General features: G+C 50.7%; 18 protein-coding genes. 16 read left to right on the forward strand and 2 right to left on the reverse strand.

Translation table 11 applies throughout. The annotated features are described in order from the left end of the window. Window positions 1-8 precede the first annotated feature (8 nt). From G451_RS0110100 to G451_RS0110145, 10 genes are all read left to right on the forward strand, one after another. Window positions 9-1,814, forward strand: coding sequence for an MATE family efflux transporter (locus G451_RS0110100; protein WP_027184159.1), 1,806 nt, complete (start codon window positions 9-11; stop codon window positions 1,812-1,814). 9 nt (window positions 1,815-1,823) lie between these two features. Further along, window positions 1,824-4,079 (forward strand): GumC family protein, encoded by a 2,256-nt coding sequence (locus G451_RS0110105; RefSeq protein ID WP_027184160.1) that lies wholly within the window; start codon window positions 1,824-1,826, stop codon window positions 4,077-4,079. 26 nt (window positions 4,080-4,105) lie between these two features. After that, on the forward strand, window positions 4,106-5,320 hold the full coding sequence (locus G451_RS28700; RefSeq protein ID WP_051261362.1) for a glycosyltransferase family 4 protein: 1,215 nt from the start codon (window positions 4,106-4,108) through the stop codon (window positions 5,318-5,320). Window positions 5,321-5,341: 21 nt separating this feature from the next. Continuing rightward, window positions 5,342-6,457 carry a glycosyltransferase gene (locus tag G451_RS32615; RefSeq protein WP_051261363.1) on the forward strand — a complete coding sequence of 372 codons (1,116 nt, stop codon included), beginning with the start codon at window positions 5,342-5,344 and terminating at the stop codon, window positions 6,455-6,457. Further along, entirely contained in the window at window positions 6,454-7,737 is a 1,284-nt protein-coding gene (locus G451_RS0110120; protein WP_027184161.1) for a glycosyltransferase family 4 protein, read from the forward strand. The genes G451_RS32615 and G451_RS0110120 overlap by 4 nt, the downstream gene beginning before the upstream one ends. Continuing rightward, window positions 7,734-9,116 carry a hypothetical protein gene (locus tag G451_RS28710; protein ID WP_051261364.1) on the forward strand — a complete coding sequence of 461 codons (1,383 nt, stop codon included), beginning with the start codon at window positions 7,734-7,736 and terminating at the stop codon, window positions 9,114-9,116. The genes G451_RS0110120 and G451_RS28710 overlap by 4 nt, the downstream gene beginning before the upstream one ends. A gap of 142 nt (window positions 9,117-9,258) precedes the next feature. Continuing rightward, the gene (locus tag G451_RS32620; RefSeq protein WP_051261365.1) at window positions 9,259-11,364 is read left to right on the forward strand and encodes a glycosyltransferase; all 2,106 of its coding nucleotides are present in this window, start codon (window positions 9,259-9,261) and stop codon (window positions 11,362-11,364) included. After that, entirely contained in the window at window positions 11,361-12,815 is a 1,455-nt protein-coding gene (locus G451_RS32625; RefSeq protein WP_051261366.1) for a WecB/TagA/CpsF family glycosyltransferase, read from the forward strand. The genes G451_RS32620 and G451_RS32625 overlap by 4 nt, the downstream gene beginning before the upstream one ends. A gap of 6 nt (window positions 12,816-12,821) precedes the next feature. After that, on the forward strand, window positions 12,822-13,547 hold the full coding sequence (locus tag G451_RS0110140; protein ID WP_027184162.1) for a sugar transferase: 726 nt from the start codon (window positions 12,822-12,824) through the stop codon (window positions 13,545-13,547). 39 nt (window positions 13,548-13,586) lie between these two features. After that, on the forward strand, window positions 13,587-15,035 hold the full coding sequence (locus tag G451_RS0110145) for a sugar transferase (protein ID WP_027184163.1): 1,449 nt from the start codon (window positions 13,587-13,589) through the stop codon (window positions 15,033-15,035). Here G451_RS0110145 and G451_RS0110150 read toward each other — a convergent pair. After that, on the reverse strand, window positions 15,032-15,988 hold the full coding sequence (locus G451_RS0110150; protein WP_027184164.1) for a metallophosphoesterase: 957 nt from the start codon (window positions 15,986-15,988) through the stop codon (window positions 15,032-15,034). The two genes, G451_RS0110145 and G451_RS0110150, sit on opposite strands and share 4 nt — an antisense overlap. Before the next feature lie 47 nt (window positions 15,989-16,035). Between G451_RS0110150 and epsE the strand changes: the two genes are divergently transcribed. The 3 genes from epsE (at window position 16,036) to G451_RS0110165 (ending at window position 18,852) form a co-directional block, all read left to right on the forward strand. Further along, window positions 16,036-17,271 (forward strand): exopolysaccharide biosynthesis GT4 family glycosyltransferase EpsE, encoded by a 1,236-nt coding sequence (gene epsE / locus G451_RS0110155; RefSeq protein ID WP_034641619.1) that lies wholly within the window; start codon window positions 16,036-16,038, stop codon window positions 17,269-17,271. Window positions 17,272-17,424: 153 nt separating this feature from the next. After that, on the forward strand, window positions 17,425-18,198 hold the full coding sequence (gene folE2, locus G451_RS0110160; protein WP_027184166.1) for a GTP cyclohydrolase FolE2: 774 nt from the start codon (window positions 17,425-17,427) through the stop codon (window positions 18,196-18,198). Window positions 18,199-18,489: 291 nt separating this feature from the next. Beyond that, window positions 18,490-18,852 carry a flagellar basal body rod C-terminal domain-containing protein gene (locus G451_RS0110165; protein WP_027184167.1) on the forward strand — a complete coding sequence of 121 codons (363 nt, stop codon included), beginning with the start codon at window positions 18,490-18,492 and terminating at the stop codon, window positions 18,850-18,852. Window positions 18,853-18,908: 56 nt separating this feature from the next. On the opposite strand, the gene G451_RS0110170 is transcribed toward G451_RS0110165, so the two are convergent. Further along, the gene (locus G451_RS0110170; RefSeq protein ID WP_027184168.1) at window positions 18,909-19,490 is read right to left on the reverse strand and encodes a DJ-1/PfpI family protein; all 582 of its coding nucleotides are present in this window, start codon (window positions 19,488-19,490) and stop codon (window positions 18,909-18,911) included. A 180-nt stretch (window positions 19,491-19,670) separates the two neighbouring features. Here G451_RS0110170 and G451_RS0110175 point away from each other — a divergent pair, with 180 nt between their 5' ends. The 3 genes from G451_RS0110175 (at window position 19,671) to amrB (ending at window position 25,142) form a co-directional block, all read left to right on the forward strand. After that, complete coding sequence (locus tag G451_RS0110175; RefSeq protein WP_027184169.1) at window positions 19,671-20,684, forward strand: sigma-54 interaction domain-containing protein; 1,014 nt, start codon at window positions 19,671-19,673, stop codon at window positions 20,682-20,684. Between the two features lie 67 nt (window positions 20,685-20,751). Then, window positions 20,752-24,207, forward strand: coding sequence for a tetratricopeptide repeat protein (locus tag G451_RS32630; protein WP_169727859.1), 3,456 nt, complete (start codon window positions 20,752-20,754; stop codon window positions 24,205-24,207). 125 nt (window positions 24,208-24,332) lie between these two features. Continuing rightward, window positions 24,333-25,142, forward strand: a complete 810-nt coding sequence (gene amrB, locus G451_RS0110185) for an AmmeMemoRadiSam system protein B (RefSeq protein ID WP_027184170.1) — start codon at window positions 24,333-24,335, stop codon at window positions 25,140-25,142. Window positions 25,143-25,188 lie beyond the last annotated feature (46 nt).

Consider the following 25,188-nt stretch of genomic DNA (forward strand, 5'->3'; position numbering starts at 1 on the left):
GACCATACATGACCGACCAGGATACCACGGGAAAACGAATGAGCGTTTCCGCTGTCGGCAAAAAAGTCGCCGGCAATGCCGCGGCTGGCGTCATCACCCAGTTTTTCCACCTTGTCAGCCGCATTGCGCTGACGCCTTTTATCCTGAGCTTTATTGGGCTTCGTGAATATGGTCTCTGGACGATCTGTTTTGTTATTCTGTCATATGCCGGGCTCACCGCCTTTGGTGTCGGCAATGTGTATGTACGCTATACCGCGTCGTATCATGGAGAAAACGATACAAACGGAATCAGCCGTCTCTTGTCCACCGGCGTCTTTGCCATGCTTGCTGTCAGTCTTGCCGTGTATGGGATTCTTGCTTTTCTCGCACCGTTATTACTTGCTGAACATGGCGTCGACCCGGCATTCAACGACATGGCGCGCTCACTGATTTTGGGATCGGCAGCGATTTTTTTACTCGATATTGGATTGGGCGGATTTCGCGGTATTCTGGAAGGATTACAGGAAACAGCTCTCGTCAGTTGGGTGTCCCTCGCCACCGTAGTTTTGGAAGTGGTGTTAATTTTTACCCTTTTGCCCTTTGGCGCGGGAGTGTTAGGCCTGCTCTATGCGTATGCGGCCAAAACCTTGACGTTGATTGTGTCCATGGCTTTTTTTGTATTTCGTAAACTGCCTGGATTGCGCTTGTCCCCTGCGTTGTTTGACCGGTCCATGTTGCGCGTTTTCTTTGTTTTTGGTGGAAAGATTCAGCTTCTTGGTTTCATGGGAATTTTTATCGATACGTTTGATAAGGTCGTCGCATCGTCGATGCTCGGGCTCGAGGCCGTCGGCTTCCTCGAAATCGGTCGCAAATTTCCCAACACGGCACGCGGATTCTCATCGGCCGCGTTTGGTCCTTTTATGCCGGCAGCCTCATATCTCGGTGGATTTTGGGCCGATGGCGAATGGCCCAGTTTTCGGGACCGCGCAGGAAAATACCTTCGATTGGTTCTGCTGGGTTCAGTCTTCGCAGTCGCAGCGTTAGTTCCTCTTCTTATTATGCGAGAAGACGGCATTTCCATAGCCGGTATGTTCACCCTCAAGTTGACACATGGGGTGTTTATCATCGTGGCGGTTATTCTCATTTTATTCATAACCGGTCTGTACCATCGTTTCCATGGCAAGGATGAATATTTTGTCGGAGAGGACGTTCGCAACCTCTTTCTCACCGGCTCGCGCTTCATCAATCTTGTCAATGCTACGGTCTTTGTTTTCCTGGCGGCTATTTCAAGCCGTTTACTCTTTGCCTGGGTAGGCGCAGGTTATGATGAAGCAGCCATCATTCTTGTGCTTGTCTCAGCAGCAGGCCTTGTTCATCAGGGAACCGGACCGGGAACCCTCATTTTCCGCGGCATTGATCGTTCAGGACGAGAATTTGAATATATGATTATACAATGTGTCCTGCTCTTGGTCTGGGCTCCAGCTCTGGGCGAACTCTATGGCCTCGTCGGGGTCTCGGCTGGTTTTTCTCTGGCTGCTATTGTCGCCAGCCTCTATTTTTTCAAACGAACATTGCGTGCATTCAAACTTCCCCTTCGTCATGCACTGCACCGTATTGCTCTTCCGATGTTGGCACCGCTCCTTTCAGGAGGATGCGTTTTTGCGCTCGCGGCAAGCTTCCCTCCCCTTTCTCGCGTCAATACGGCCGGGCTTGTTCTGGGACTTGGCCTCTTCCACCTTGCATTCACGATGGTTCTCCTCAAATACTTTTTTCTCGACACAACGGAATGGGAACTTGTTGTCCAAGCCCTGGCCAAAAAGATTAAACGGCAATAAAAAACAATTATGCCCAACGAAAGCGACACCGGTCTCCAACCTACACCTACCCCCAACCCCAAAGGCAAACGCTTTGATGCACTTGGCTTTGTCAAACGTCGAGCTGTCCCTATTCTCATTATGGGATCGGCCTTATTTCTCGTCTTGCTTCCATTGGCGCTCCTCAAAGAAAGACCCTATTTTGAAGCATCGGGTACCTTGCTGATCGCACGAGAAATGCCTGCCATCACGGGGCGTTTGGGGAACGAGTCACGCGATGATGCTAATATCGTCAATTATTTCCATGATTATGCTCGAACGCAGGTGGAGCGCATTCTCAATTTACAACATATTGAGACCGCCATTCTCGCACTTCCTGATGATGTGCGCGATATTTACAGACGGCCGGGCCTGCCACTGACCGCAGCAGCGGCCATTGTTCGAGCAGGTCTTTCTGTCGGGCAAATCGGTCGAACACATTTGGTTGAAGTGCGTCTGCAAAGCCCCAATCCCACCGGATTAGCTGATATGGTCAATGCCATCATGGAAACCTATATGGGGAAATTGCGCAGCGAGAAAGAACGGCGAGAAGAAACGCGCTTAAGCTATTTACGCCAGGAACTCACATTTCTCGATACAGAAATCAACGACCAAACACGCGAACTTGCCAAGGTCATCGACGCGACCAAAACCAATCCCAACATTGACCATACCAATATTTTTCTTGAAAAGGCTCTTGATCTGCAAAAAGCCGCCACGCGTGCGCATACGGAAATGATTACCGCACAGAATGCTTACCTCCAAGCGCTCAAACAGAAGGAAGCGATTGAGTCTATTCCAACGAATGCCTTATCCGAAGAACTTGTTGCCGGGAGCCAAGTGCTATGGCGCACTACGTCCTGGACCTATGAAAAACTCCAAGAACTGCGTGCTTCCATCGACGGGGTGACGAGATCGAATCCCGATCGCAAATACATTGAAGATCGCATGGCCGCCATGAAGCGCTATGAAACGCAACAACGCAAGGAAGTCCAGGATCAAGCCAAACGCATCATCAACGGAAAACGGACTTACGAACAACAAGAACGCGTTGTTGAACTTGAACATGACTATCTTTCCAAAAAAGAAACTGCAGATACTCTACAAGCAGAACTCAACATAGCCTTGCAACAGCTTGAAGACTCGACCCTGGCTATGTTTCGCGGCAAACGTCTGCTCGCTGGCATTGATAACAACAAGAAAAAATTCTTCGATTTTGAAGAACGTATTCGAGACTTGCTCGTTGAATCAAAATCCCCTTTGCGCGCTTCCATTGAGACCTATGCCAGTGCACCAGGTGAACCTGCCGGAACGAATCTCAAAAAACTGCTGATGCTCGTCTTTCTTGGATCGTTTGGTATCGCTGGCGCCGGATTTCTCGCCTATGATTTCACTGATAACCGCGTGCGCGGCCCCAAAGATATTGCAGACGCATTAGGACAACCACCATCCTGGCCGATCTCTCGTGTTGTCTCAGAAACCAAGGCAGACCCATTTCCACAACTGACATTGGACCACCCCGCCAGCCAGACGGCAAAGGCTATTCGCTCGCTGGCGGTACGCATCGACAAAGAACGCAAGAAGCATGACGCCCATATTGTCACAGTGACGGGTGTCAGCAATGCATCGGGAGTCACGGCTCTGTGCCTTAATCTCGGTCATGCCATGAAATATTTTTGTGACCGGGTTCTCATCATCGACGGGAACAATCTACGCCCCGGCCTTTCGCGGTTAAGCCAAACGCCTCCGGCAGAATCCTGCCTGGAGGATGCTCTTCATGGACACACCGAATTGGCTGAGTGCCTGACGCCGGATACACGACGCGGTATTGATCTCCTGTTTTTGCGACAAGGCCCTTGGCCTCGAGCTTTATATCGAGCGCTTCCCGATTTTCTCGCCCAGGTTGCGGAACGCTATGATATCGTTTTCATTGATGCGGCCCCAGTTCTTGAAAACGATCTAACGGAAACCTTGCTGTTGTCATCCCAGGTGACAGTGCTTGTCGTTCAAGGCGATCGGACCTTGTTCCCTCTGTTTACACGAAGTGCGGAAATCATTTTCCGTCTCGAAGTTCCGGCAATGGCAACCGTCCTGAACTGGGGAGGGGAAAAACCCGTTACCCGACTCGACGGCATTATCGATCGCTGCCCACGTGTGCTTCGTCCCATGCTGCGCGGCCTGACAAAATTCGGCAAAAAACTCCTCATGGCAGATACGGATTCGAAATTTAACGATATCGCCGCTTAGACTGTCGGCGCGGAGATTGTTCTCTTATGTCACATACCACTTCTCCACTGCGTCTTTTTTATGCAGCCGGTCCCGGCGATGTCGTCGGCTCATTTCGCCATTTTCTCCAAGGCCGTGACGACCCTGCGCAGACGGCGGTTGCCTATTCCACGCAATTTTTCGAAGCATGTCGACAAACCGAGAGCTTAGGTCTGTGCGTCTCCTCACATGACAGACCGGATACAGCACACGGTCAACAGATATCGGCCCGCAATATGCCACGATTCCTCAAACATGCCCGTGGTGCGCTCTGGCATGGTGCACACATCACCTATGGCTTGCGCCTTCTGCACATCGCCGCTGCATTTCAGGCCGATGTTGCATTTATCTCCGAGGACACAACGCATTTTTTTATTGCCGATCTCTTTCGAACACGAGGAATCATGCCGATCCCAACACTTCATAATACGCTCTGGACCGACACAGGCCCGAAAAGCCGTCTTCAAAGCGTAATACTCCGTGCTGCACGTCCGTACTTCAGCAAACATGCCATTAGTATTTTATCGGCATCACGTGCCATTCGTCAGCAAGTCGAACATCTTACCGATGGCGAAGCGCAGCCGATTATGGAATTTCTGCCTTTATATCGGCATGATGTATTTTCCGATCTCCCCCCTCCCGATCCACATTGCCGCCCATTTCGAGTGCTTTTTGCCGGTCGCATCGAGGCCAACAAAGGAATTTTCGACCTCGTTCAGGCTGCCGCATTGCTCAAGGATCGGGGGCTCCCCATTGCTTTCGATATTTGTGGGACCGGGGCCGCACTTCCCGAAGTCAAACGACGCGTGGACAATGAACGTTTAGGTGATATCGTCCAGATACACGGCCATCTCTCTCGTCCCGATATGATGGATCGGCTCGGAGCGAGCCATGTTGTTGCCGCTCCGACGACCCCGGACTTTAACGAAGGGTTTAACCAAAGTCTTTCCGAAGCCGTTCTTGCTGGACGACCTGTCATCGCTACGGCCGTCAACCCAGCTCTTGAACAGGTTGCCGCGGCGGCTGTCGTAGTTCCTCCGTACGCGCCCGCTGCACTAGCCGATGCCATAACCGATTTCGTCAACACCCCTGATCGTTATGTCGAACTCTGTCACCATGCACAATCAGTTGCCGGCGTGTTCCGGAATCCGGAATCAAGTTTTCAACATATGCTTTTACGTGCGATTCATTTAGCCCAAACATTACGTACACGTGCATTGTGACGTGATATCCTGGAGGCCCCTATGTCGCACCGGATTGCCCTTTTATTGTTCGATGCTGAGTATGAATCCAGTGTATTCAAATACGTGAGCGCATTAGCGGAGGGCCTGTCCGGATTCGACCTGCGTATTATCGTTGTTCGCCCCACATCACGTATCGATATTGCCGGTGTCCCGGTCTTCTCACTCAACGGGGGCAATCGTGCGGCGATTCTCTCCGCCTGGAAACTCGCACAATTTGTCAAACATCATGCGATTGATCTTGTCATTTCGTCCTGTACAGGCCCGAATCTTCTCGCCTGTGCTATGACGCTGTTCTCGCGCAAAGCCCGTGTTATTGCTATCGAACACAACACATTTTCCGTTCATGAAGGACAACATCCGGCGAAACGATTTCTTGCTGGACGTCTGTATCCTCGGGCACAGCGTATTGTTGCCGTATCCCAAGGGGTCGCCGATGATTTACGGCTCTTGTTTCCGCATCTTGGAGACAATATCCACGTTGTCGTTAATGGGCTGTTGAAACCGCGAGGCGAGATAGAACGATTAGCGGCAACGTCTCCCCCGCATCCGTGGTTTGAGGATGGACACGGCCCTATTCTTGTCAATGTCGCGGAAATGTTTCATCGTAAAGGGCAGGATATCTTACTCCGTGCTCTTGCGCAGGTTCGAACGCATGTTAACGCTCGTCTTGTGCTCGTTGGTTCTGAAACCGAACCATTCCACAGTGGATTGCTCCATTTATGCAAAGAATTAGGACTGGATGATGCCGTCACGATGGTAGGATATCAATCCAATCCCTTTTCCTTCATGGCGGCCGCCGATGCATTCATTTTATCCTCTCGCGAAGAAGGGTTCGGTCTTGTTCTCATTGAAGCCATGGCATGCCGCGCCGTCGTCATCTCCACGGACTGTCCCTTCGGTCCCTCGGAAATTATTGAACCGGAAAAAAGTGGCCTTCTGATTCCTGTAAATGATCCCAATGCAATGGCCAACGCCATTCTCCGCGTTATCACAGAACCGCACTTGGCGGAAAGGCTACGTCAGGGAGGATACACCCGCGCCGCGACATTTGATCGCTCTGTCTTTCTTTCCAACTTTACAGCTATCATCTCTTCGGTTCTGGAGGGCACATCATGACCTCACGTCCCAACGTTCTGCTTGTCATGGAAGAATGCAATCCCGACTGGCCGTCCGTTCCACTCGTTGCCTTTCGGTTCTATGATGAAATTCGGAAGTATTGTCAGACGGTCCTTGTGACGCACGTACGCAACCGCGAAGGACTCGAACGGGTACGAGGGCAGGATACAATCACGTATATCGAAGAATCTCGTTTCAGCTCCGGATTGTATAATGTTGTCGCCAAAGCGTTTGGTACAGGCCAAGTCAATTGGCCTCTGCTCCACGCGATGTCCTACCCTCTCTACATGGAATTCGATTTCCGCGTGCGAAAACAGTTCAGCTCTCGTGTCCGTGCTGGTGAATTCGACCTGGTCCACGCCATGACTCCTGTTATGCCGCGCTATCCCTATTCCATAGCCAAGGATTGTGTTCGTGTTCCGTTTGTGCTCGGTCCGGTCAACGGCGGCGTTCCATTTCCTCCCGGTTTTGCCGAAGTCGGCCGTACCGAAGGGTCACGTTTCAATTTTCTTCGCCAGTTTGCACGCTTTCTCCCTGGATATCGGCAAACCTACGCTCGCGCCAATCAGATTCTCGCTGGCTCGATCTTCACCAAAGAGTTTCTACAAACTCGTATTGGCATTCCCGCAGACAAACTCCTCTATTTTCCTGAAAACGGCGTACCGCAATCCTTCTTTCGCCAGGAAGTAAAACCGTATAGCGACAACCAGATCAAATTGCTGTTTGTCGGCCGACTGACTGCCTATAAAGGGGCAGATATGACCATCGAAGCTCTTGCCGGACTCCCCGACAGCGTACGAAAACATGTCAGTCTGACAATTGTTGGCGATGGTCCGCAACGTCAGGAGCTGGAATTACTCACCCAGACACACGGCCTGAAGGAGCACGTCCAATTCACCGGATTCATCCCGCAGGACGCAACGCGACAAGCATATTTTGATGCCGATATTTTTGTATTTCCTTCCGTTCGGGAATTTGGTGGCGCAGTCGTTCTCGAAGCTATCGCTGCTGGTCTTCCCTGTATTGTGGCAGACAATGGGGGGATCGCCGAATATATCACCGACGAATGTGGCATCGCTTTACCACCGACGTCGCGAACGGAACTGACCGCATCCCTGACGTCGACCCTCAACGAACTCGTCAATGATCCGGGACGTCTTCAGGCCATGTCACGTGCTGCTATTGAGCGCGCTCAACAATTTTCTTGGGAAGCGAAAGGAAAAGCGCTTATCGAAATATATCGTACATGCATAAGCGCAGCATCAGGACGGACGCCGTGAGCTTTCTTGTTCCCATTGCCATGTTTGGCTGGATACCGTTTGTGCTCTACCTGTTTGCCCGTTTCAAAGGGCAACGTGCAGTTATTGCGGCGTTTATTCTGGCATGGTTGTTCTTGCCGGTTGCATCTTATGGATTATCTGGGCTTCCGGATTATACCAAAATGTTCGCCACCTGCATCGGTGTTCTTCTTGCCGCCGCAACCTATGAATCCCATCGATTCAGTGGATTACGCCCCCGGTTCGCCGATGTTCCTATGATTATTTTTTGCATATGCCCCTTTATTTCATCTATGGCCAACGGTCTTGGAGCGTATGACGGAGCTTCGGAAATCCTCCGTCAAACCGTCGCTTGGGGACTGCCCTATTTCATCGGACGCGTATTTCTCGGTGGCCCCAAAGCTATGGAAGAACTTGCTTTGGGCATTTTCGTCGGAGGCCTGCTCTATGTTCCGTTTTGCCTCTATGAAGCCCGTTTCAGCCCACAACTCCACCGCATGGTATATGGATTTTTTGCGCATGACGATTTCTCCCAAACAATCCGATATGGTGGGTATCGTCCTATGGTTTTCATGGAACACGGACTCATGGTCGGCATGTGGATGACAAGTGCATCGCTCTGCGGAGTCTGGCTTTTTCTCTCTGGCGTTCTTCAGCGCTACTTCCAAGGGAAATCCGCCGGGCTGCTCGGATTACAGCTTGTCACCATGATTATGGTAAAATCCACTGGCGCCATCGGTCTTTTTCTTATTGGAACGGTTGCCTTGTCATTTGCACGGTTTGCGAAATCCGGTATTGTCGTTTTGCTTCTTTGCTCCATTCCCATAGCGTATTTCGTGGCACGTGCATCGGCTGGTTGGGATGGTAACAACCTCATCGATACCTTGGCCTCGTATAATGAAGATCGCGCAGGTTCCCTTCGGTTTCGTTTCGACAATGAAGACATGCTCATTGAAAAAGCACGGATTCGACAATGGTTGGGCTGGGGAGGATGGGGACGCTCCCGAATCTATAATGACGAAGGTGAAGACATTACGGTCACAGACGGCCTGTGGATCATAATTTACGGAAAATATGGTTTACTCGGTCTATACGCGATGACCGCGTCCTTACTCCTGCCAGTGTTTCTCACATTACGACGGTTTCCAGCGAAGAGCTGGGGGACTCCTCGCGCCGCACCATCGGCTGTCATTGCCGTTCTTTTAACGCTGTACATGGTAGACAACCTTCTCAATGCTATGATCAATCCCATGTTTATCTTGATGGCTGGCGCATTGACGTCGACGGCTCTTCAGCCTCAACAAGTAGACCTCCAGCAGGAGAAGCCATCCCCTGTCACAACAGCAGGGTCTGTAGCACTCTCGCGACCACGATTCTTATAGGATAGAGGGAATATAAAATTCATAATACCATTGACTTTTATCAATTCTCCAGTTTCTTTTGATAAAGAGTTTCTTCGCTGGTTGTCGGTCTGGTCCGAATATTCGCGTTGCACCACTTCGCCGCTGAAGTTGGAGTTTATTGATGACAACATCACCAACCGCCTCAATCATCATTGCCGCTCACAATGAAGAAGCCGTGCTTGAACATTGTTTGCATTCAATCACGGCGGATATGATGCCCGACGAATTTGAAATCATCGTTGTACCGAATGGGTGTACCGACACAACGGCAGCAATCGCACGAGCATTCGGGGAGACACTCCAGACACGATTTGTCGTTAAAGAAACCGAGAAGGGCAACAAGTGTAACGCCATCAATCTTGGGGAAACCGCGTCAACGTGTTTCCCACGAATCTACCTTGATGCCGATGTAACGATGGATACCGCATCAATGCGCGAATTTATCCGTGTTCTTGGACTCGATGGGGTAATGGCCGCCTCACCGCGGCTTGATCTCGATTTGAGCCAAAGCAGTATGGCTGTTCGCGCATACTATCGCATTTGGCAACAATTACCATATGCTCGAAATCTCATTGGCGGTGGTGTATACGGTCTCTCCTGCGCAGGTCGTGGCCGATTTGGAGAATTTCCTGACCTTCTGGCCGAAGATGAATACATTCGACGTCTCTATGATCCACAGGAGCGTGTTGTCGCGCATGACGCTGTTTTTCATCTTGGCGCCCCCCGTACCCTCCGCGACTTCATTGCTGTCCGTTCACGGCACCAACGCAGTCTCTATCAACTCGAACAGCAATTTCCGGAGCTCAAACCTGCCAATCCGGAATCCTATAAACAACGCATTCTCGGCGTCCTTGCCAATCCCCGGAACTGGTTTGATGCCCTGCTTTATGGGATGGTGACCGTCACCACTCGCATAAAAGGCTTTCTCCAATTTACCAACCCTCAGAGACGAGGCGCGTGGGATCGTGACAACTCATCACGTGTTCGTGATCATGCCAAGCCCGAGACAACTCATTCCTTAGCGTGGCTCGTCAGCGAGTATCCAGCCGTTTCTCATGCTTTCATTTATCGAGAGGTCATGGGGTTACGTCAACGCGGTTTCATCATCCGAACATATAGCATTAACTCCACTCGGAATCGTATGGTTCTCGGAGAAGCCGAACAGCGTGAAGCCGCATTCACGCATGTGCTGAAAACATTCAACCCTTGGTTGATCGGTCGAGCCAAATGGAGTGTATTTCGCGCATCTCCAGGTGGATACATGCGATTGGTCGGCCAGATGTTCCGACTTTTTGTCACTGGCCCCAAAAGCTCCGTCCGCGCTCTTGCCTATTTTGTGGGAGCGGTCCGGCTCATCGAAGACATGCGTCGTCATGGTCTGAAACATGTCCATGTACATTTTGCCAACCCTGCCGCCACTGTTGCCATGCTTGCCGCTTCAACGGGATTGATCGAATATAGCATGAGCGTTCATGGCCCGTACGAATTTTATAATATAGATGCCGATATGCTCGCCGAAAAAGCCCGTCGCGCCGTATTCATACGAGCTATTGGTTGGTATTGCCGCTCCCGTCTCTTACGTATTCTCGAAAGTCGAAATTGGGGAAAAGTCGATATCGTCCGTCTGGGTGTCAACACTTTGCACTATGCTCCGCTACACCACGAAGCATCATCGGTTCCCATTATTCTCTGCGTGGGGAGACTTGATCCAGCCAAAGGACAACGCGTTCTTCTTGCTGCACTGGCTCGACTCGTGCGGCAAGGGCTCCCCTTCCAAGCCGTTTTCGTCGGAGACGGACCGGACCGGAGCGAGCTCAAAACACTCACGATAAGCCTGGACCTAGCGGATTCGGTCCGCTTCACAGGCCCCCTTTCCCAGGACGATGTATTCGCATGGTATAAACAGGCCGATGTATTTGTATTACCCAGCTTTGATGAAGGTATTCCCGTCGTTTTAATGGAAGCCATGGCCATGGGGGTGGCCTGCCTTTCCACCCGTGTTGCCGGCATCCCGGAACTCATTGATGAAACGAGTGGTCTTCTTGTGTGGCCCGGCGACGAAGCCGGACTTGCTGAGGCGCTGGCCCGTCTTCTTCGTGGCCCTGACTTACGATCTCGACTCGCCACAGGGGCACGGCAGGTCATCATTAATCACTACGATATTGAAACCAATCTCGATCGACTCGCGGCGCTTTTTGCCAATCGTTTAGCCGAGAGTTCCGTATGACGACATCGTACCATCGTGACCTTGTCGTTGTGGCAGGGATTCCCATCGACAACTTGACCACATCGCAAGTTATTGAACGCATCGAAATCTTCATTGCCTCGGGGCAACCACATTATGTTGCCACAGCCAACGTGAATTTCATCGCAATGGCTCTATCTGATCCCGAGTTTTCCGATGTGGTACGCATGGCTGATATCATTACACCGGACGGCATGCCTGTTGTGTGGGCGGCACGTCAGCTCGGTAAACCAGTTCAGGAACGGGTAACGGGCGCTGATCTTGTTCCCGCATTGTGCGCTCTTGCGGCTCGTAAAGGCTACAGCGTTTTTTTTCTTGGCGGGGCAACTGGCATTGCCGAAGCTGCCGTAGCGAATCTCAAAAAACTTCACCCTGAACTGAACGCGCATTATTACAGCCCAGACTTCAATCCTCTGCTTGAAATGGAGCATGACACGATTCTTGAAGCCGTCCAAGCGGCTGCCCCGGACATGCTTTTTGTTTCTTTTGGCGCAGGGAAGGCGGAAAAATGGATTCGCATGCATCTTCACAAACTTGATGTCCCCGTTGCCATGGGAGTGGGAGCCACCGTTGACTTTCTCGCTGGCCGTGTGCGACGCGCCCCGGCCATTATACAACGTCTCGGCTTGGAATGGTTCTTTCGTTTAGCCATGGAACCGCGCAGAATGTTTCGCCGCTATTTATATGATGGTATTATCTTTTTCCGAGCCATCACGGCGCAACTCGCCCATCAGCGTCAGATGACACGACAAACGCACAATGAAGCTGTTCTCGACATTCATACAGAGACCGCTGGCACCATTGCCGTTGTCGCCTTATCTGGCCGTCTCGATGCCATTGGAATCACTCGCATGCAGGAAGAGTGTCTTCCGTTTCTCCAAAACGAACGTCCTTTTCTCTTGGATATGTCGAGAGTTTCTTTTTTAGACAGCTCCGGACTCGGCGCTCTTGTCGCTCTGGAAAAACAGGCACGAAGCCACAACGACGTTCTGCGCCTCGTGGCACCTTCATCTGTCGTTTTACAAACATTCCGACTTGCTCGTCTCAAAGACTATTTCACGATTTACGAATCGGTGGATGAGCTGCCTCCCTCGACATTTCCCAAGCGCTTAGGCGGAATGAAGAAGTACGTTATCGATAATGAAACACTGACAATTCATCTGGAAGGACGATTCGATGCTTCAGTGGCCGACTCCATCAAAACCGAACTGCTCACCCTCAGCGAATCGTCTTCACAAATACAGCATCTTGTTCTCAATATGGCAAAAACATCGTTTATTGATAGTGCTGGAATTTCTGTGCTGATTGCTTTGCACAGAATACTTCACCAGAATGGAGGACAATTGGAATTTGAACAGCTTTCCTCTGCGGTGCAACAAACCTTTACACTCGTCAAAATTGACCGCTACCTCAACATTCTATCCTCTCACTGAGGCATTATGAAATCACGGCAGCACGATCGTCTTGAAATGATTCAGGCTCTTCACCGTCGTTTCACCCGCGGAGGTCGTACAGCACGCTGGCGTTCCCGCTTTAAAGCGTGGTTTTGGCGCGCCACCGTTGCATCAGCCTATATTCTGAAACGTGTCATAGACATTGTCGGTTCGTTGTGCGGACTCATCCTTCTTTCCCCAGTGTTGGCACTGACAGCATTCTGCATCAAACGTGAAGACGGTGGTCCCATCTTTTATAAACAAACGCGTGTGGGCAAACATGGTTCTCCATTTTCCATGTTCAAATTTCGCTCCATGGTGGTCAATGCCGATGCCATTCGTCAAACATTGACGTCTGATCCTGGGGCAGATGGTGTTCGCTTCAAGATGCAACACGACCCCCGCATAACCAAAACCGGACGCATTATTCGTAAATTGAGCATCGATGAATTGCCACAGCTCGCCAACGTCCTTTTCGGGGACATGTCACTGGTCGGCCCACGCCCTCCTATCCCCAGTGAAACGGCCCTCTATACCCCTGATGAACGACGACGCCTTGATGTCAAACCGGGAATCACCTGTTTGTGGCAAATTTCCGGAAGAAGCGAACTCAGTTTTTCTCAACAGGTCGAACTCGACAAAGCATATATTGAAAGTCAATCACTCTGGACCGACATCGTCATTTTGCTCAAAACCATCCCTGCCGTCATTTCCGGGAAAGGAGCATACTAACATGTCGACTTTCACCAAACGATATTTGTCAGGTATACTATGAACGCCATTGTCCTTCTTCTTCCTGACAGCGATTTTCCCGAGTCCTTGTCGGAACGTTATCCAACAGGACTCATGCCTCTGGGGACACATCCTGTGCTGCGCCACATCATCGAATACCTGGCGCAAAGCGGACTCATGTCAGTCACGATCATCATCACAGACCATGCCCATGCTTATGAATCATATCTTGGCCAAGGAGAACGGTTCGGTATCAATGTGAATTACGCATTGGAACGCGAATTTGTCGATGTCTCCACGTCACTGACTCGCTTGTCGGCAATTCCGGAAACATTTTTACTCATCGCCGGGTTTGTCCTTACTCATGCCGATCCGAACCTGCTCGAAGAGCATCTCAAAGCGACCAAGTCCGATCTTGCCTGGTTTCAAGGTCAGGGCGATATTTTGATGCTGCGACGCGATGCACTCACACACATGCCGGCCGGTTTGCGCTCACGTCATGATCTGGCAACCTATGCAGAAAACATCGCTCCGGCATCTGTCACAACGCACGCCGCGTTCCAGCGCATTGAGGACATTCCTTCATATCTGCATGCGACCCGAGAATGGCTTGGAGGAAACCCACCGTTTGCACCTCGATCCGATTCGGTCTCTGTCGGCATCAAGTGCCGTATTCATCCCACAGCCCGACTGGTTCCTCCTGTTGCCATCAGTGACCACACAACCATCGGGAAAAACTGCCTCATCGGACCATATGCCGTTATTAATGAAGGGTGTGTCATCGACGATGATGCAGAGATTGTTCAAAGTATTGTCTGGCCGGAAACGTATGTTGGCAGCTCGCAAACACTGCAATCCAAACTTGCCTGTCACAATCTGCTCGTCACGTTGCCCGAGGGTACGGTTGTCGTTGTTCCGGACTCCTTTCTTCTTGGCGCAGTCAACGAATTGACCGATACATCTACGCTGGACCGACTCCTGTGTCGTTTTATCGCCTTCGTTTTACTTCTGCTTGCCAGCCCCGTTCTGGCAATGTGTTTGATCAGAAATACTTTTCGAAGTGCTCGCACATTCACGTTCGTTCTCCGCGCTGGAAAGCTCATTCCACAAACGCTTGATGGAAAACAGACCGTGGAAACTCTGCATCTTCACCACATGTCGCTTTGCCCCACACTCAGCCGCTTGCCGGAACTCTTCGATGTCGTGACCGGAACTCTCGATCTTGTCGGTCCTGAACCCTTATCAATCAACGTTGCGCAGCAATATATTGATACCTGGGCTCACCCCAGGTTCACAGTACGACCCGGTTTTTTTCATCCCTGGGATGAACTCGATATGCCGATGACGGATGACGACACCAAACGCGTCATGGAGAATTATTATGTGGCAACCAAAAGCTTGATGACGGATCTTCGTCTCACCGCCAAAGCGACACTCCAATGTACGCGTCGATGGATTCGTGAACGCTTGCAAGGAACAACAACTTAGGATCGAAAAAGGCGGTGCACGGTGATCTCCGGCGGGCAGAAATAGCGAACCGGCAACCCGGATGCACCAGCTCCGGACGAGGTGTATCCAATCATTTTTCGGTGTTGCCAACGACCTCGGGTATACTGCCGTGGACAGGCGGCATTGGTCATAATGGGGACTCCTCCGGGAAGACATATTTGCCCTCCATGCGTATGCCCACACAAATACAGTTTCACTCCGGCGATGGCTGCATCTTCATAGAGCTCCGGTGAATGGGCCAAAAGTACCGTAAAAACAGGATCGGGGAAAAGCGCTTTATGTAAGTCGTCGGCTCCATAGAAATGCGGGTCATCGACGCCGGCCAGACAAATTTGGGAACCGTCACGGTCAATGATTTCATGTTCATTGAGCAAAACGCGAATCCCAAACGATTCTAAAGGAGCAACCATTTCAATAGCATCGTGATTGCCAAGTACCGCAAACGTCGATGCAGGCAACTCGGCCGAGAGACGATGCATCAATTCCATGCTCGTTCTATATTCGTCATGGGTTAAAAACCGATAATCACCGGTTAAAACACCTATATCCGCCTGTATTCGGCCAATTTCGGCAATCAACCGATCTCCGCGATCGGGTAAGGCGTCAAGATGGAGATCGGAAAGATGGAGCAATGTAAATTCGTGAAACGGTACAGGCAAATCGTCAAAAACATGGTCGACATGACGCACAATCACATTGAGGCAGTTCTGTTGCCCCAGATTGAACAGGCCACAGCACTGTAACCCCAGGCGAAGCACAACAAAGGCTTGATCAATATTTTCCAGATGGAATTTGACCCGCCCCAGACCTCCGTACATTTTGGCGGCATATTTAATCTGGAGACGTAAACGAGAACGGAGATGGGGCAAGCCGATACGCAGTGCCAACCGTTCAAACATCTCGACTTCAGCGTCGTCCCATTGCGGTATCATTGTTTCACCTTCCCGGTTTCCAGCATTCTGTGGCGAAAGGAGAATATATGCGTCTTGCCTATCTCATACCAGAATTTCCCGGACAAACCCATACGTTCTTTTGGCGAGAGAAGAACGCTCTGGAAGAACTCGCTATTACAGTATGTCTGTTCTCCACCCGGAAACCCAGAGCTGAAATTATTTCACATGAATGGGCGCAGACGGCCATAGTGCAAACTCTCTATTTGTTTCCTCCGTCACTGTCCGACATACTGCGTGCCGGACTGCGTCTTGTGCGTTCCGGTCCCAAAGCCTGGGCACACCTTCTCGCATCCATTGCCCGGACAGATCTTCCATTGCGTAATCTTCCCCGCTTGTGTGGACTTGTCCTTCCTGCCGCGCTTTTTGCCGACCATATTCTGCGAGAACATATCGACCACATCCATGTTCACATGTGCTCTGATGCGGCCAATATTGCCCTGTTTGCTCACCTTCTCACCGGGGTGCCATATAGCATGACTCTCCATGAATCTCTTGACGTTTTCGGAGGAAACCAGCCGGAAAAATGGCGTCATGCCGCGTTCGCCGTGATAATCACACAGACGCTTCGCGCCGATGTCGAAAAACGACTGGCAGGATATTTGCCTGCGACATTGGCCGTGGCTCCCATGGGCGTTGATTTGGATCGATTCCAACGGTCACAGCCGTATACCCCCTACAGGAGGCCTGAAACGGCATTGATTTTTTCCTGTGGTCGACTCAACCCGAGCAAAGGACACGCCGACCTTATTCGGGCCGTCGCACAACTCGTCGAAAACGGATACGACATCAAGCTCCATATTGCCGGAGAAGATGACTCCGGCACGGGAATGCATGTGACTGAATTGATGGAATTGACACACGATTTGGGTATGACCGAACGCGTTGTGTTTCTCCGGGCTGTTCCGGAAACAACAGTGAGAGAAGAACTCGACAAGGCACATATTTTTGCGCTTGCGTCATGGCATGAGGCTTTGGGTGTCGTCTACATGGAAGCCATGGCTATGGGGGTGCCCGTCATCGGGACACGGGCAGGAGGTGTTCCCGAACTTATCCAGGATCACATCAATGGTCTGCTTGTGCCACCCCAAGCCCCCGAAGCGCTCGCATATGCTTTACAATCCGTGCTGGATGAACCAGATCTCGCATTGCGTTTGGGAGAAGCCGGCAAAAACACGGTTGTACGTGAGTTCCACTCAAAACGAAGTGCTGACGTCTTGGCCCAACATATCAGACAGATACACCAGAAAATAGCCCCGGCTTGACACGACAACCTGAAGCAACTACATGGAGCAACTTCATCAACTTAGCCAAAACACAGAACTTTGCATGAGGTTTATCATCAAATTGCGACCTCAATACATACCGTATGCTTTTCGCAAAATTGCAAATCCGTTTTGGCACGGAAAGGCCTTCTCATGAAAGACGTACAAAATAGCCCCGCCGATGTCTCCATGGCCATTGATCGTGTCGGCATAAAACATGTGCGCTTACCCTTGGTCGTCCGCGATAAAGCTCACGGTAAGCAACATACCGTTGCCGATCTTTCGCTCTCCGTCGATTTACCGGCCGCGTTCAAAGGAACGCATATGTCCCGTTTTGTCGAAGCTCTGGGCTCATGGACCATGGGATTGGACTTCGAGACATTTCGGCATTTGCTCACCGATTTGCAAACGCGTCTCGAAGCAACCAATGCCCATGTACACCTGACGTTCCCTTATTTTCTCGAACGGACTTCCCCTTCCAGTCGAGCGAAAAGTGTGATGGATTACGACTGCATCGTTGAAGGTGAACTTGGTACGAACGGGGTTCGCTTGACGGTTGGTGTGGATGTCCCGGTGATGACGGTATGTCCATGCTCTCTTGCCATTGCCGATATTGGAGCGCACAGCCAACGTGCCATTATACGAATTCGATGCCGCTTCAAGAAATTTGTGTGGTTCGAGGAACTGATTGATATTGCCGAAGCTTCAGCATCCTCCCCTGTTTTTTCACTCCTCAAACGCGAGGATGAAAAATACGTCACCGAGCAGGCATTTGCAAAGCCGACATTTGTAGAAGACGTTGTGCGGGCTTCTGCAAAGGCGTTGGAAGATCATCCGCAAATCACATGGTATCGGGTTGAAACCGAAAGCTTTGAGTCCATCCACAATCATAGCGCATTTGCAACAATAGAGCGATCCATCGCATGATTCGAACCGTCCGCTGCTTGTCGAAACTCCGCGCTTTATACGAATATCTTCAGGTTCTGCACGTTGCACGGCCTATTCTTATGCCGGATTTGTCCGTACCAAGTGACTTCTTCTCATTATGATCTTCCAGAGGAAGTTTTGCATCACATCGACCAATCGACGCACTTTACCTGCAATTGATGCGTTGAAATTGCATAAAAGCTATTGACGTTTGAACATAGATGCATGAATACAAAGGCATCGGATGTGTGATGAATTGTGTTTCTGACTCAACAAAAAAGGAAGCACGCCATGTCAAATGCCAATGTCAACGCACTCGGTGCGTACTCTGAAATGGCATCCGTGGCCGCCCACAATATTGCCAACATGAGTACTCCGAGCTTTACACCGAGCCGGGTGGCACTCGAAAGCATGCTTGACCCCAACGGGGTTCGTGCAATTGACAATGCTCGCCTCGAAAATGCCACACCTCCGCAAGAAATTACCGCTGAACGCGCTCGACTTGAGTCGTCGACCGGAGCCCACCCTTCCGATGTCGACGTTGCGCGCGAGATGGTGAACTTGACGGTGGCAGAAAACGGATTTGCCGCGAACGCCCAAGCGGTACGCGTTCAAGACGATATGACTCGACAAGTCATTGATATGGTTACGTAAACGGATATCCACGCCGCATTCCTCTCTTTGGGAGGGCAAACGGCGTGTTTTCTCCGTTATACAAAAGGTCCATCCAACCTGATGGCTTCACGACGCCGGGCTTCGGAACCGAAATAGCGCTCAAGGAGATGGAGTCCCAGCTCAATGCCTGTTGTCACGCCTCCAGCTGTAATGATTCGGCCGGCATCAACAATTTTATCAGAGACAACCGTAATTTCAGAAAAACGATGCGCCAGATCGGCTTGCCATGCCGTATGCGTTGTTGCCTGTTTTCCGTCAAGCAGACCGAGATGCGCTAAGATATATGCACCGGTACAAACCGTCGCTAAAATGCAACCCGAGTCCGATACCTTACGCACATAGGTGTCCAATGCAGGCGATGGGACAGCACGAGCACCGGGCCCACCCGGAATAATCAGCACATCAAAATGAGGCGCATTATCAAATGTATACTGAGAAGTAACCGTTAAACCGCCTCGACACATGACCGGGTTCTGTTCTGTCACTGTGGCAAGTTGAAAATATGGAGCATTTTCCTCGTTTCGAGCACAACTGAACACTTCATATGGACCGGCAAAATCAAGAACTTCGACGTCATGAAACAGCAAAATGCCGATGGAAAACAGGTCATGACCCATAATAGCTCCTTTTCAGGCAAGACTTCAGTAGATTTTACAGATAACTATGCTGCTTTCTTCAACCTGGTCAAGTTTGGAGATTGATCGAAATTCCGCTTGACTCTTGTCGCCCTGTCATTAAATTGACAATGCGTTTGACAAAATGGGACATATCTTTTCACTAGAGCAAAGGGACTGTGGATGGAACTCAACCTGTCGGGCATAATCGGTAAAAGCCCGGTTTTGACGGACTTGTTCAAGATCTTGGCCAAGGTCGCTCCGACAGACAGCACGGTTTTGGTAACGGGTGAGTCGGGCACAGGCAAAGAACTGTTTGTCCGGGCATTGCACCAAAACAGTCAGCGAGCTTCGCACCCATTCGTACCTGTCAATTGCGGAGCGATCCCGAAAGAGCTGCTGGAATCCGAGCTGTTTGGTCACGAAAAAGGGGCGTTTACGTCAGCCGTACGAAACCGAGCGGGCCGATTCGAACTCGCCGAAGGTGGCACCATTTTTCTCGATGAAATCGGGGAAATGGACGGTAGCCTCCAAGTCAAAATCCTTCGAGTTTTACAGGAACGTGAATTCGAACGTGTGGGAGGAGTCAAAACCTACAAAGCTGATGTGCGCATTGTCGCCGCAACCAATCGCGACCTTGAAGACGAAGTACGGGCTGGTCGATTCCGTGAAGACCTTTATTATCGACTCAATGTTATTCCTTTACACCTCCCACCCCTTCGAGAACGTGGCAATGATATCATGCTCTTGATTGATCACTTTCTCGAACGCTTCTGTAGACTTAAAAAACGTTCAAAGCTTAAAATTTCTCCCGAGGTCAAGAGTCTGTTCATGCGCTACCCGTGGCCTGGGAACGTACGTGAACTGGAAAACTTCATGGAGCGGTTATCAATCCTCTGCGATAACGATGTTATTATGCCTGAGGATTTGCCTCTCAAAATTTTGGAAAACGTGGGTGAACCGCTCCCGGAACCAACTGCTCCTGAAATTGTTTCAGCACCTGCCGGCTTTCATTGGCCGACCGTGGACGACATGCGCGACAAGGCACTGGGCCTGAAAGAATTCCTTGATGAAATTGAAGGCCGTCTTTTACAGGAAGCCCTCAATCAAGCCGATGGCGTCAAGAATCAGGCTGCGGAAATCCTCGGTATCAAAAGAACGACACTCATTGAAAAGCTCAAGAAAAAAAAGGTCTGATGTGTCCCCTTGTGCACAATGCCAACACAATAAAAAACTTTGCACAAAAATTGCTAAGCACCAAAACGTGACAACACGATTTATAAACGCCTCCGTGCGACTCCTCCTTGTCATGGCCTTGCTCGTGACTTGTATAGCGAACGATGCACATGCGTTGACCTACAATTACTTCACGTCATCAGATATAGATACTCTTCGATTGTCGTTTGAAAATACCATCCCGTTGCCGTATATTCGGCGGAGCGGACTCAACCAACTGACCATTACGCTCCCAGCCAATACACTCAATCCCATTTCCAATCGTAACCCCGTATCGTTCGACAAAGCCAAATTTCTCCAAGGGGTGCAGGTCCAAAACGATTCTATCATTGTCACGACAAAATCGCCGGAATTCGGTTATATAGCATCTGCTGATACTCCGCGGCGACTTGATATTCAATTCTATCGAGACACGCAGGGAGGGCAGTGGAAAAGCGAGGACTCCCAAACTTCGGAAGCATCGCCGACACCGACAACCGCTCCAACACCGACTTCAACGCTCCCTCAAGGAATCAATCCCAGTCCCCCTCCGGCAGTTATGGGGACGCCACCACCGGCAACATCGCTTGATACACCGCCACCTCTGACAACATCCCCTGTTGTGTTTCCATCAGAAGCCCCCGAAGGCAATACGCCTAACGCTTCGTCAGTAAGCGGCACAATAACTCCTCCGCCAACAAGTACGCCAACAATGACTCTTCAAGATGACCTTGGAAGCGGCGTGTTGACGACACCGACCCCAACTCCCGTTTCTCCTCCGCCGACGGAGGAAGCCGAGGCGGAAGCATATAAAGAACCTTTTTTTGCTGTCCCAAGTAGTATCCGCGCCCCTATCAGGCAAACTGATCGTTCAAGCGCGTTGGTCGTTCGCCCCCAAGATGCATCGTCGAATGAACAGAGTGATGCTTCGACAATGGTAACGCCCTCCCCGACTCCACAGGGATCGAGCACAAGCCGTTCGGCAGTTGCTCCACCACCGGATATCAAGCTTCCCGATCTTTCCGAAGCGCGTAGCACTCCTTCACCGACGTCTTCTGAGCGCGGTGTGATCAACCGGGCAGTCTCTCCTGCTCCCACAGCAACACCCGGTCCAGAACAATCGGAAGTGAAGCGGTCCGTCACGTTGCCTGAAGCATCTCCCCAGCAAACCGTAACGCCGCCACCGGCACCTCCCGCTGCAACGCCTGACGAGCCAACAGTACGTCAAGTTGTAGCGACACCAGAGGCAATTCCGTCGCCAGCAGCCACACGGGAGGAAACACCGGCAACTCCTGAACAGGCAATGGAGACACCGACATCGACACCACTTGTTCCTGAGTCGATTTCAGGCCAAGCGGCCGTCAAACAATCGGTTGCGCCTCGTCCCCAGGTTGAAGTTACTCCTGAAGACTCTGGTGCTCCCATTGCAACGACAGAAGCACCCAAAGAAGACGATAAAAAGTCGGAAGCACCTCCTGAAGAAGAATTACCTACTGAAGAACAGGTAACGAGCGAAGCTCCACAAGAGACTCCCGAAGAAGCTGAAAATAAAGACTACAATGACATGGTGGCTGCGCAAGCCGCGATGATGTCGGGCAACTATAACGAGGCAAAACGACTCCTGGAAGGCTTGAAAAACAGACCCGATGTCAAACCAGAGATTCGAGAAGAAAGCCTCTACAATTTAGCTGACACGTATTTTGAAATGTATAAGGACAAGCTGAACCTGTTCTATGATCAGATTCGAGCAACCTACGAAGAAGCGATTAACCACAACTCGAAGTCCGACCGAATTCCTGCAGCCTTGCTTCAACTTGGTTTACTCAGCCTTCGTGTGAACAACACACCGGAAGCGCAAGGCTATTTCAATGTCCTCAAACAACGCTATCCGGACAATGAAAATGTCCCGCTCATTAATTACTACTGGGGCGACTATTATTACAACTCCGGAGAATATAACAAAGCAGCCGACGAATTCCAGGCACTCATTCAGAATTATCCGGAAAATACCTACGTCCGGGAAGCGGCCATGGGATTGGCAAAATCGTTTGTCAAACTTGGATACTATGATCAAGCCAGTCGTATTGTCGACTACATCGGTAAACGATGGCCGCGCTATTATATCGAATATCCTCCGCTGCTCCGCGTTAGCGGCGATATAGATTACAAACTCGGAAATTTTGACTCAGCAAAAGAAAACTATCTCACCTATTACAATATCGATCCCAAAGCAGAAGGTATTGATATTGTGCTCGCCCGTCTTGGTGATCTCTATTCTTTGCTTGGCCGTAAAGTCGCTGCACGTGATTTTTACGATCTTGTCATTCACGATTACCCCGATTCCGAAGGTGGGCTTATTTCCAAAATGCGTTTGGCTGAAGAGGGAGTTTTTGATCAACCGTCTATTGAAGACATGTTCAGTGCCTTCTCTCTTCCTCAGGATACGAGCCCGGAAAAAATCTATAAAGAAATCGTTGAAAAGCATTCAAAAAGCCCACTTGCTCCACTTGCTCAACTCAAGCTCGCCATGTGGTATCTCTACCGTGATCGCGATCAGGACAGCATGGAAGCCGTTGACTATTTCCTGCGTAAGTTCCCGGATAGTGATTTAACAGGGCGTGCCCGCGAAGTCGGCGCTCAAGCCTTCGACAGAATGATCAGCCGGATTATGCAAGACGGCAACTACCGACGTGTCTTGCTTCTCTGGGAAGACAATCCCTTCTTGAGTAAAAATCCGGATGCTCTTCTCCCGAAATCGGTTCTTGCTGTGGCATTGAGCTATCTGCGCCTTGGCAATCCCCGTGAAGCCTTGAAACTGGCTGTGCCCTATATCAAACATGACCAGACCCCAAGTGGTGAGATGGCGTTATCGCTCTTGCTCTCGATTTACATGGAAAGCCAATCCTGGAACGATATTCTGCAATTGGCTTCCAAAGTGCAAGATTGGAAGATGGACACGGACCTGCGCCGTCGGACACAGTATGCCATGGCCGTTGCATTGGAGAATCTGGGCGATGAACGCAGAAGCCGTGTTTTGTGGTCGAAGTTAGCTGCCGATCCTCGGCTTGACCCGGCCTGGAAAGCGGAAGCCATGTATTTCCAAGCGAAATATGCCTTGGATGCGAACGATCCGTCCAAAGCCCGCGTCTATGGGCAGGAAGCCCTTTCCTTGTTCGATGAAACGATGGGCGGAAAAGAGAAGATCAAAAATACCCTCAATATTCTTATCTACTCCAATCAGGTTCTCGGCAATTATTCTGAAGCTTTGGATAGAAGCAATGATTACGCTAAGTTGACGACAAAAGGTGATGCGGATTGGGCCGCCAATCGCTTCCGTCAGGCAAATATCTATCGGAGTATGGGCAATACGGATGAATGGAAGAAGATTCTTGAAGATATGCGCGATACCATGCCCGACAGCCTGTATGGAAAAATGGCTGCCACAGAATTAAAAACCCGAAAACTTGAACGTCAAGCCGTAGAATTGACCAACCCGGATATGTAAAATAAAAATTTAGGAGCATGGCTTGCCATGCTCCTCCGGTATTCGTATAAACAGTGTGAAAAAACTGTTTGTGCGGATATTGTATCGTGCTCCGCACTCTATCCGCCACTCGGAGGGTTTGAACTATGAATCGTCAAGCTGTCGTAGCCGGCCAATTCTATCCCGGCACCCCAACAGAGCTTATGGCTCAGGTTGGACAGTATATCAGCGCGGCGGAAACACCATCAGAACGACGGACACTTCTCGCCATGGCACCGCATGCCGGCTATGTTTTTTCCGGTGCCGTTGCCGGGGCAACCATAGGCAAAGCGAACTTGGCCGATACGGTTATTCTTCTCGGCCCCAACCATACCGGGCTTGGAGATCGCCTTGCGGTCTGGACTGAAGATTCCTGGCTTTTCCCCGGACACAATGTCCCCGTGGACAGCGCCTTAGCGCAGGCTATTATTGCAACAAATACGGGGTTCCAAGCTGATAATCTGGCGCACGCTCGTGAACATTCACTGGAAGTCATGCTTCCGTTTCTCGTGGCCAAAAATCCGAAAACAACCATCGTCCCGATCGCCGTATCGCAGACTAATCCGCACGACCTGGCCAACGCCGCCCATGGGCTAGCACAAGCTATATCGGCGTCCCCTGCACCAGTTTCTATTCTGGTCAGTTCGGACATGAGCCACTATATCAGCGCTGAAGATGCCAAAACACTCGATAGCATGGCACTCCAAGCCATTGTCGAGTTACGACCAGACCGACTCTACAATACGGTACGAGAAAACGGCATCACCATGTGTGGAGTGCTCCCCATGACCCTTGGTTTAGCAGCAGCAATCAAATTGGGTGCCCAACAGGCGACCATCGTCTCTTACTCCAATTCTGGGCAAGTCAATGGCGACACGAGCCGAGTCGTGGGATACGCCGGCGTCATTGTGGACTGAAATATCGGTGGCGGTTGCGAAAGGCTCCACCGAATCTTTAAAGCAT

Origin of the sequence: Desulfovibrio inopinatus DSM 10711 (assembly GCF_000429305.1) — a bacterium.
Classification (GTDB): Bacteria; Desulfobacterota; Desulfovibrionia; order Desulfovibrionales; family Desulfovibrionaceae; genus Alteridesulfovibrio; species Alteridesulfovibrio inopinatus.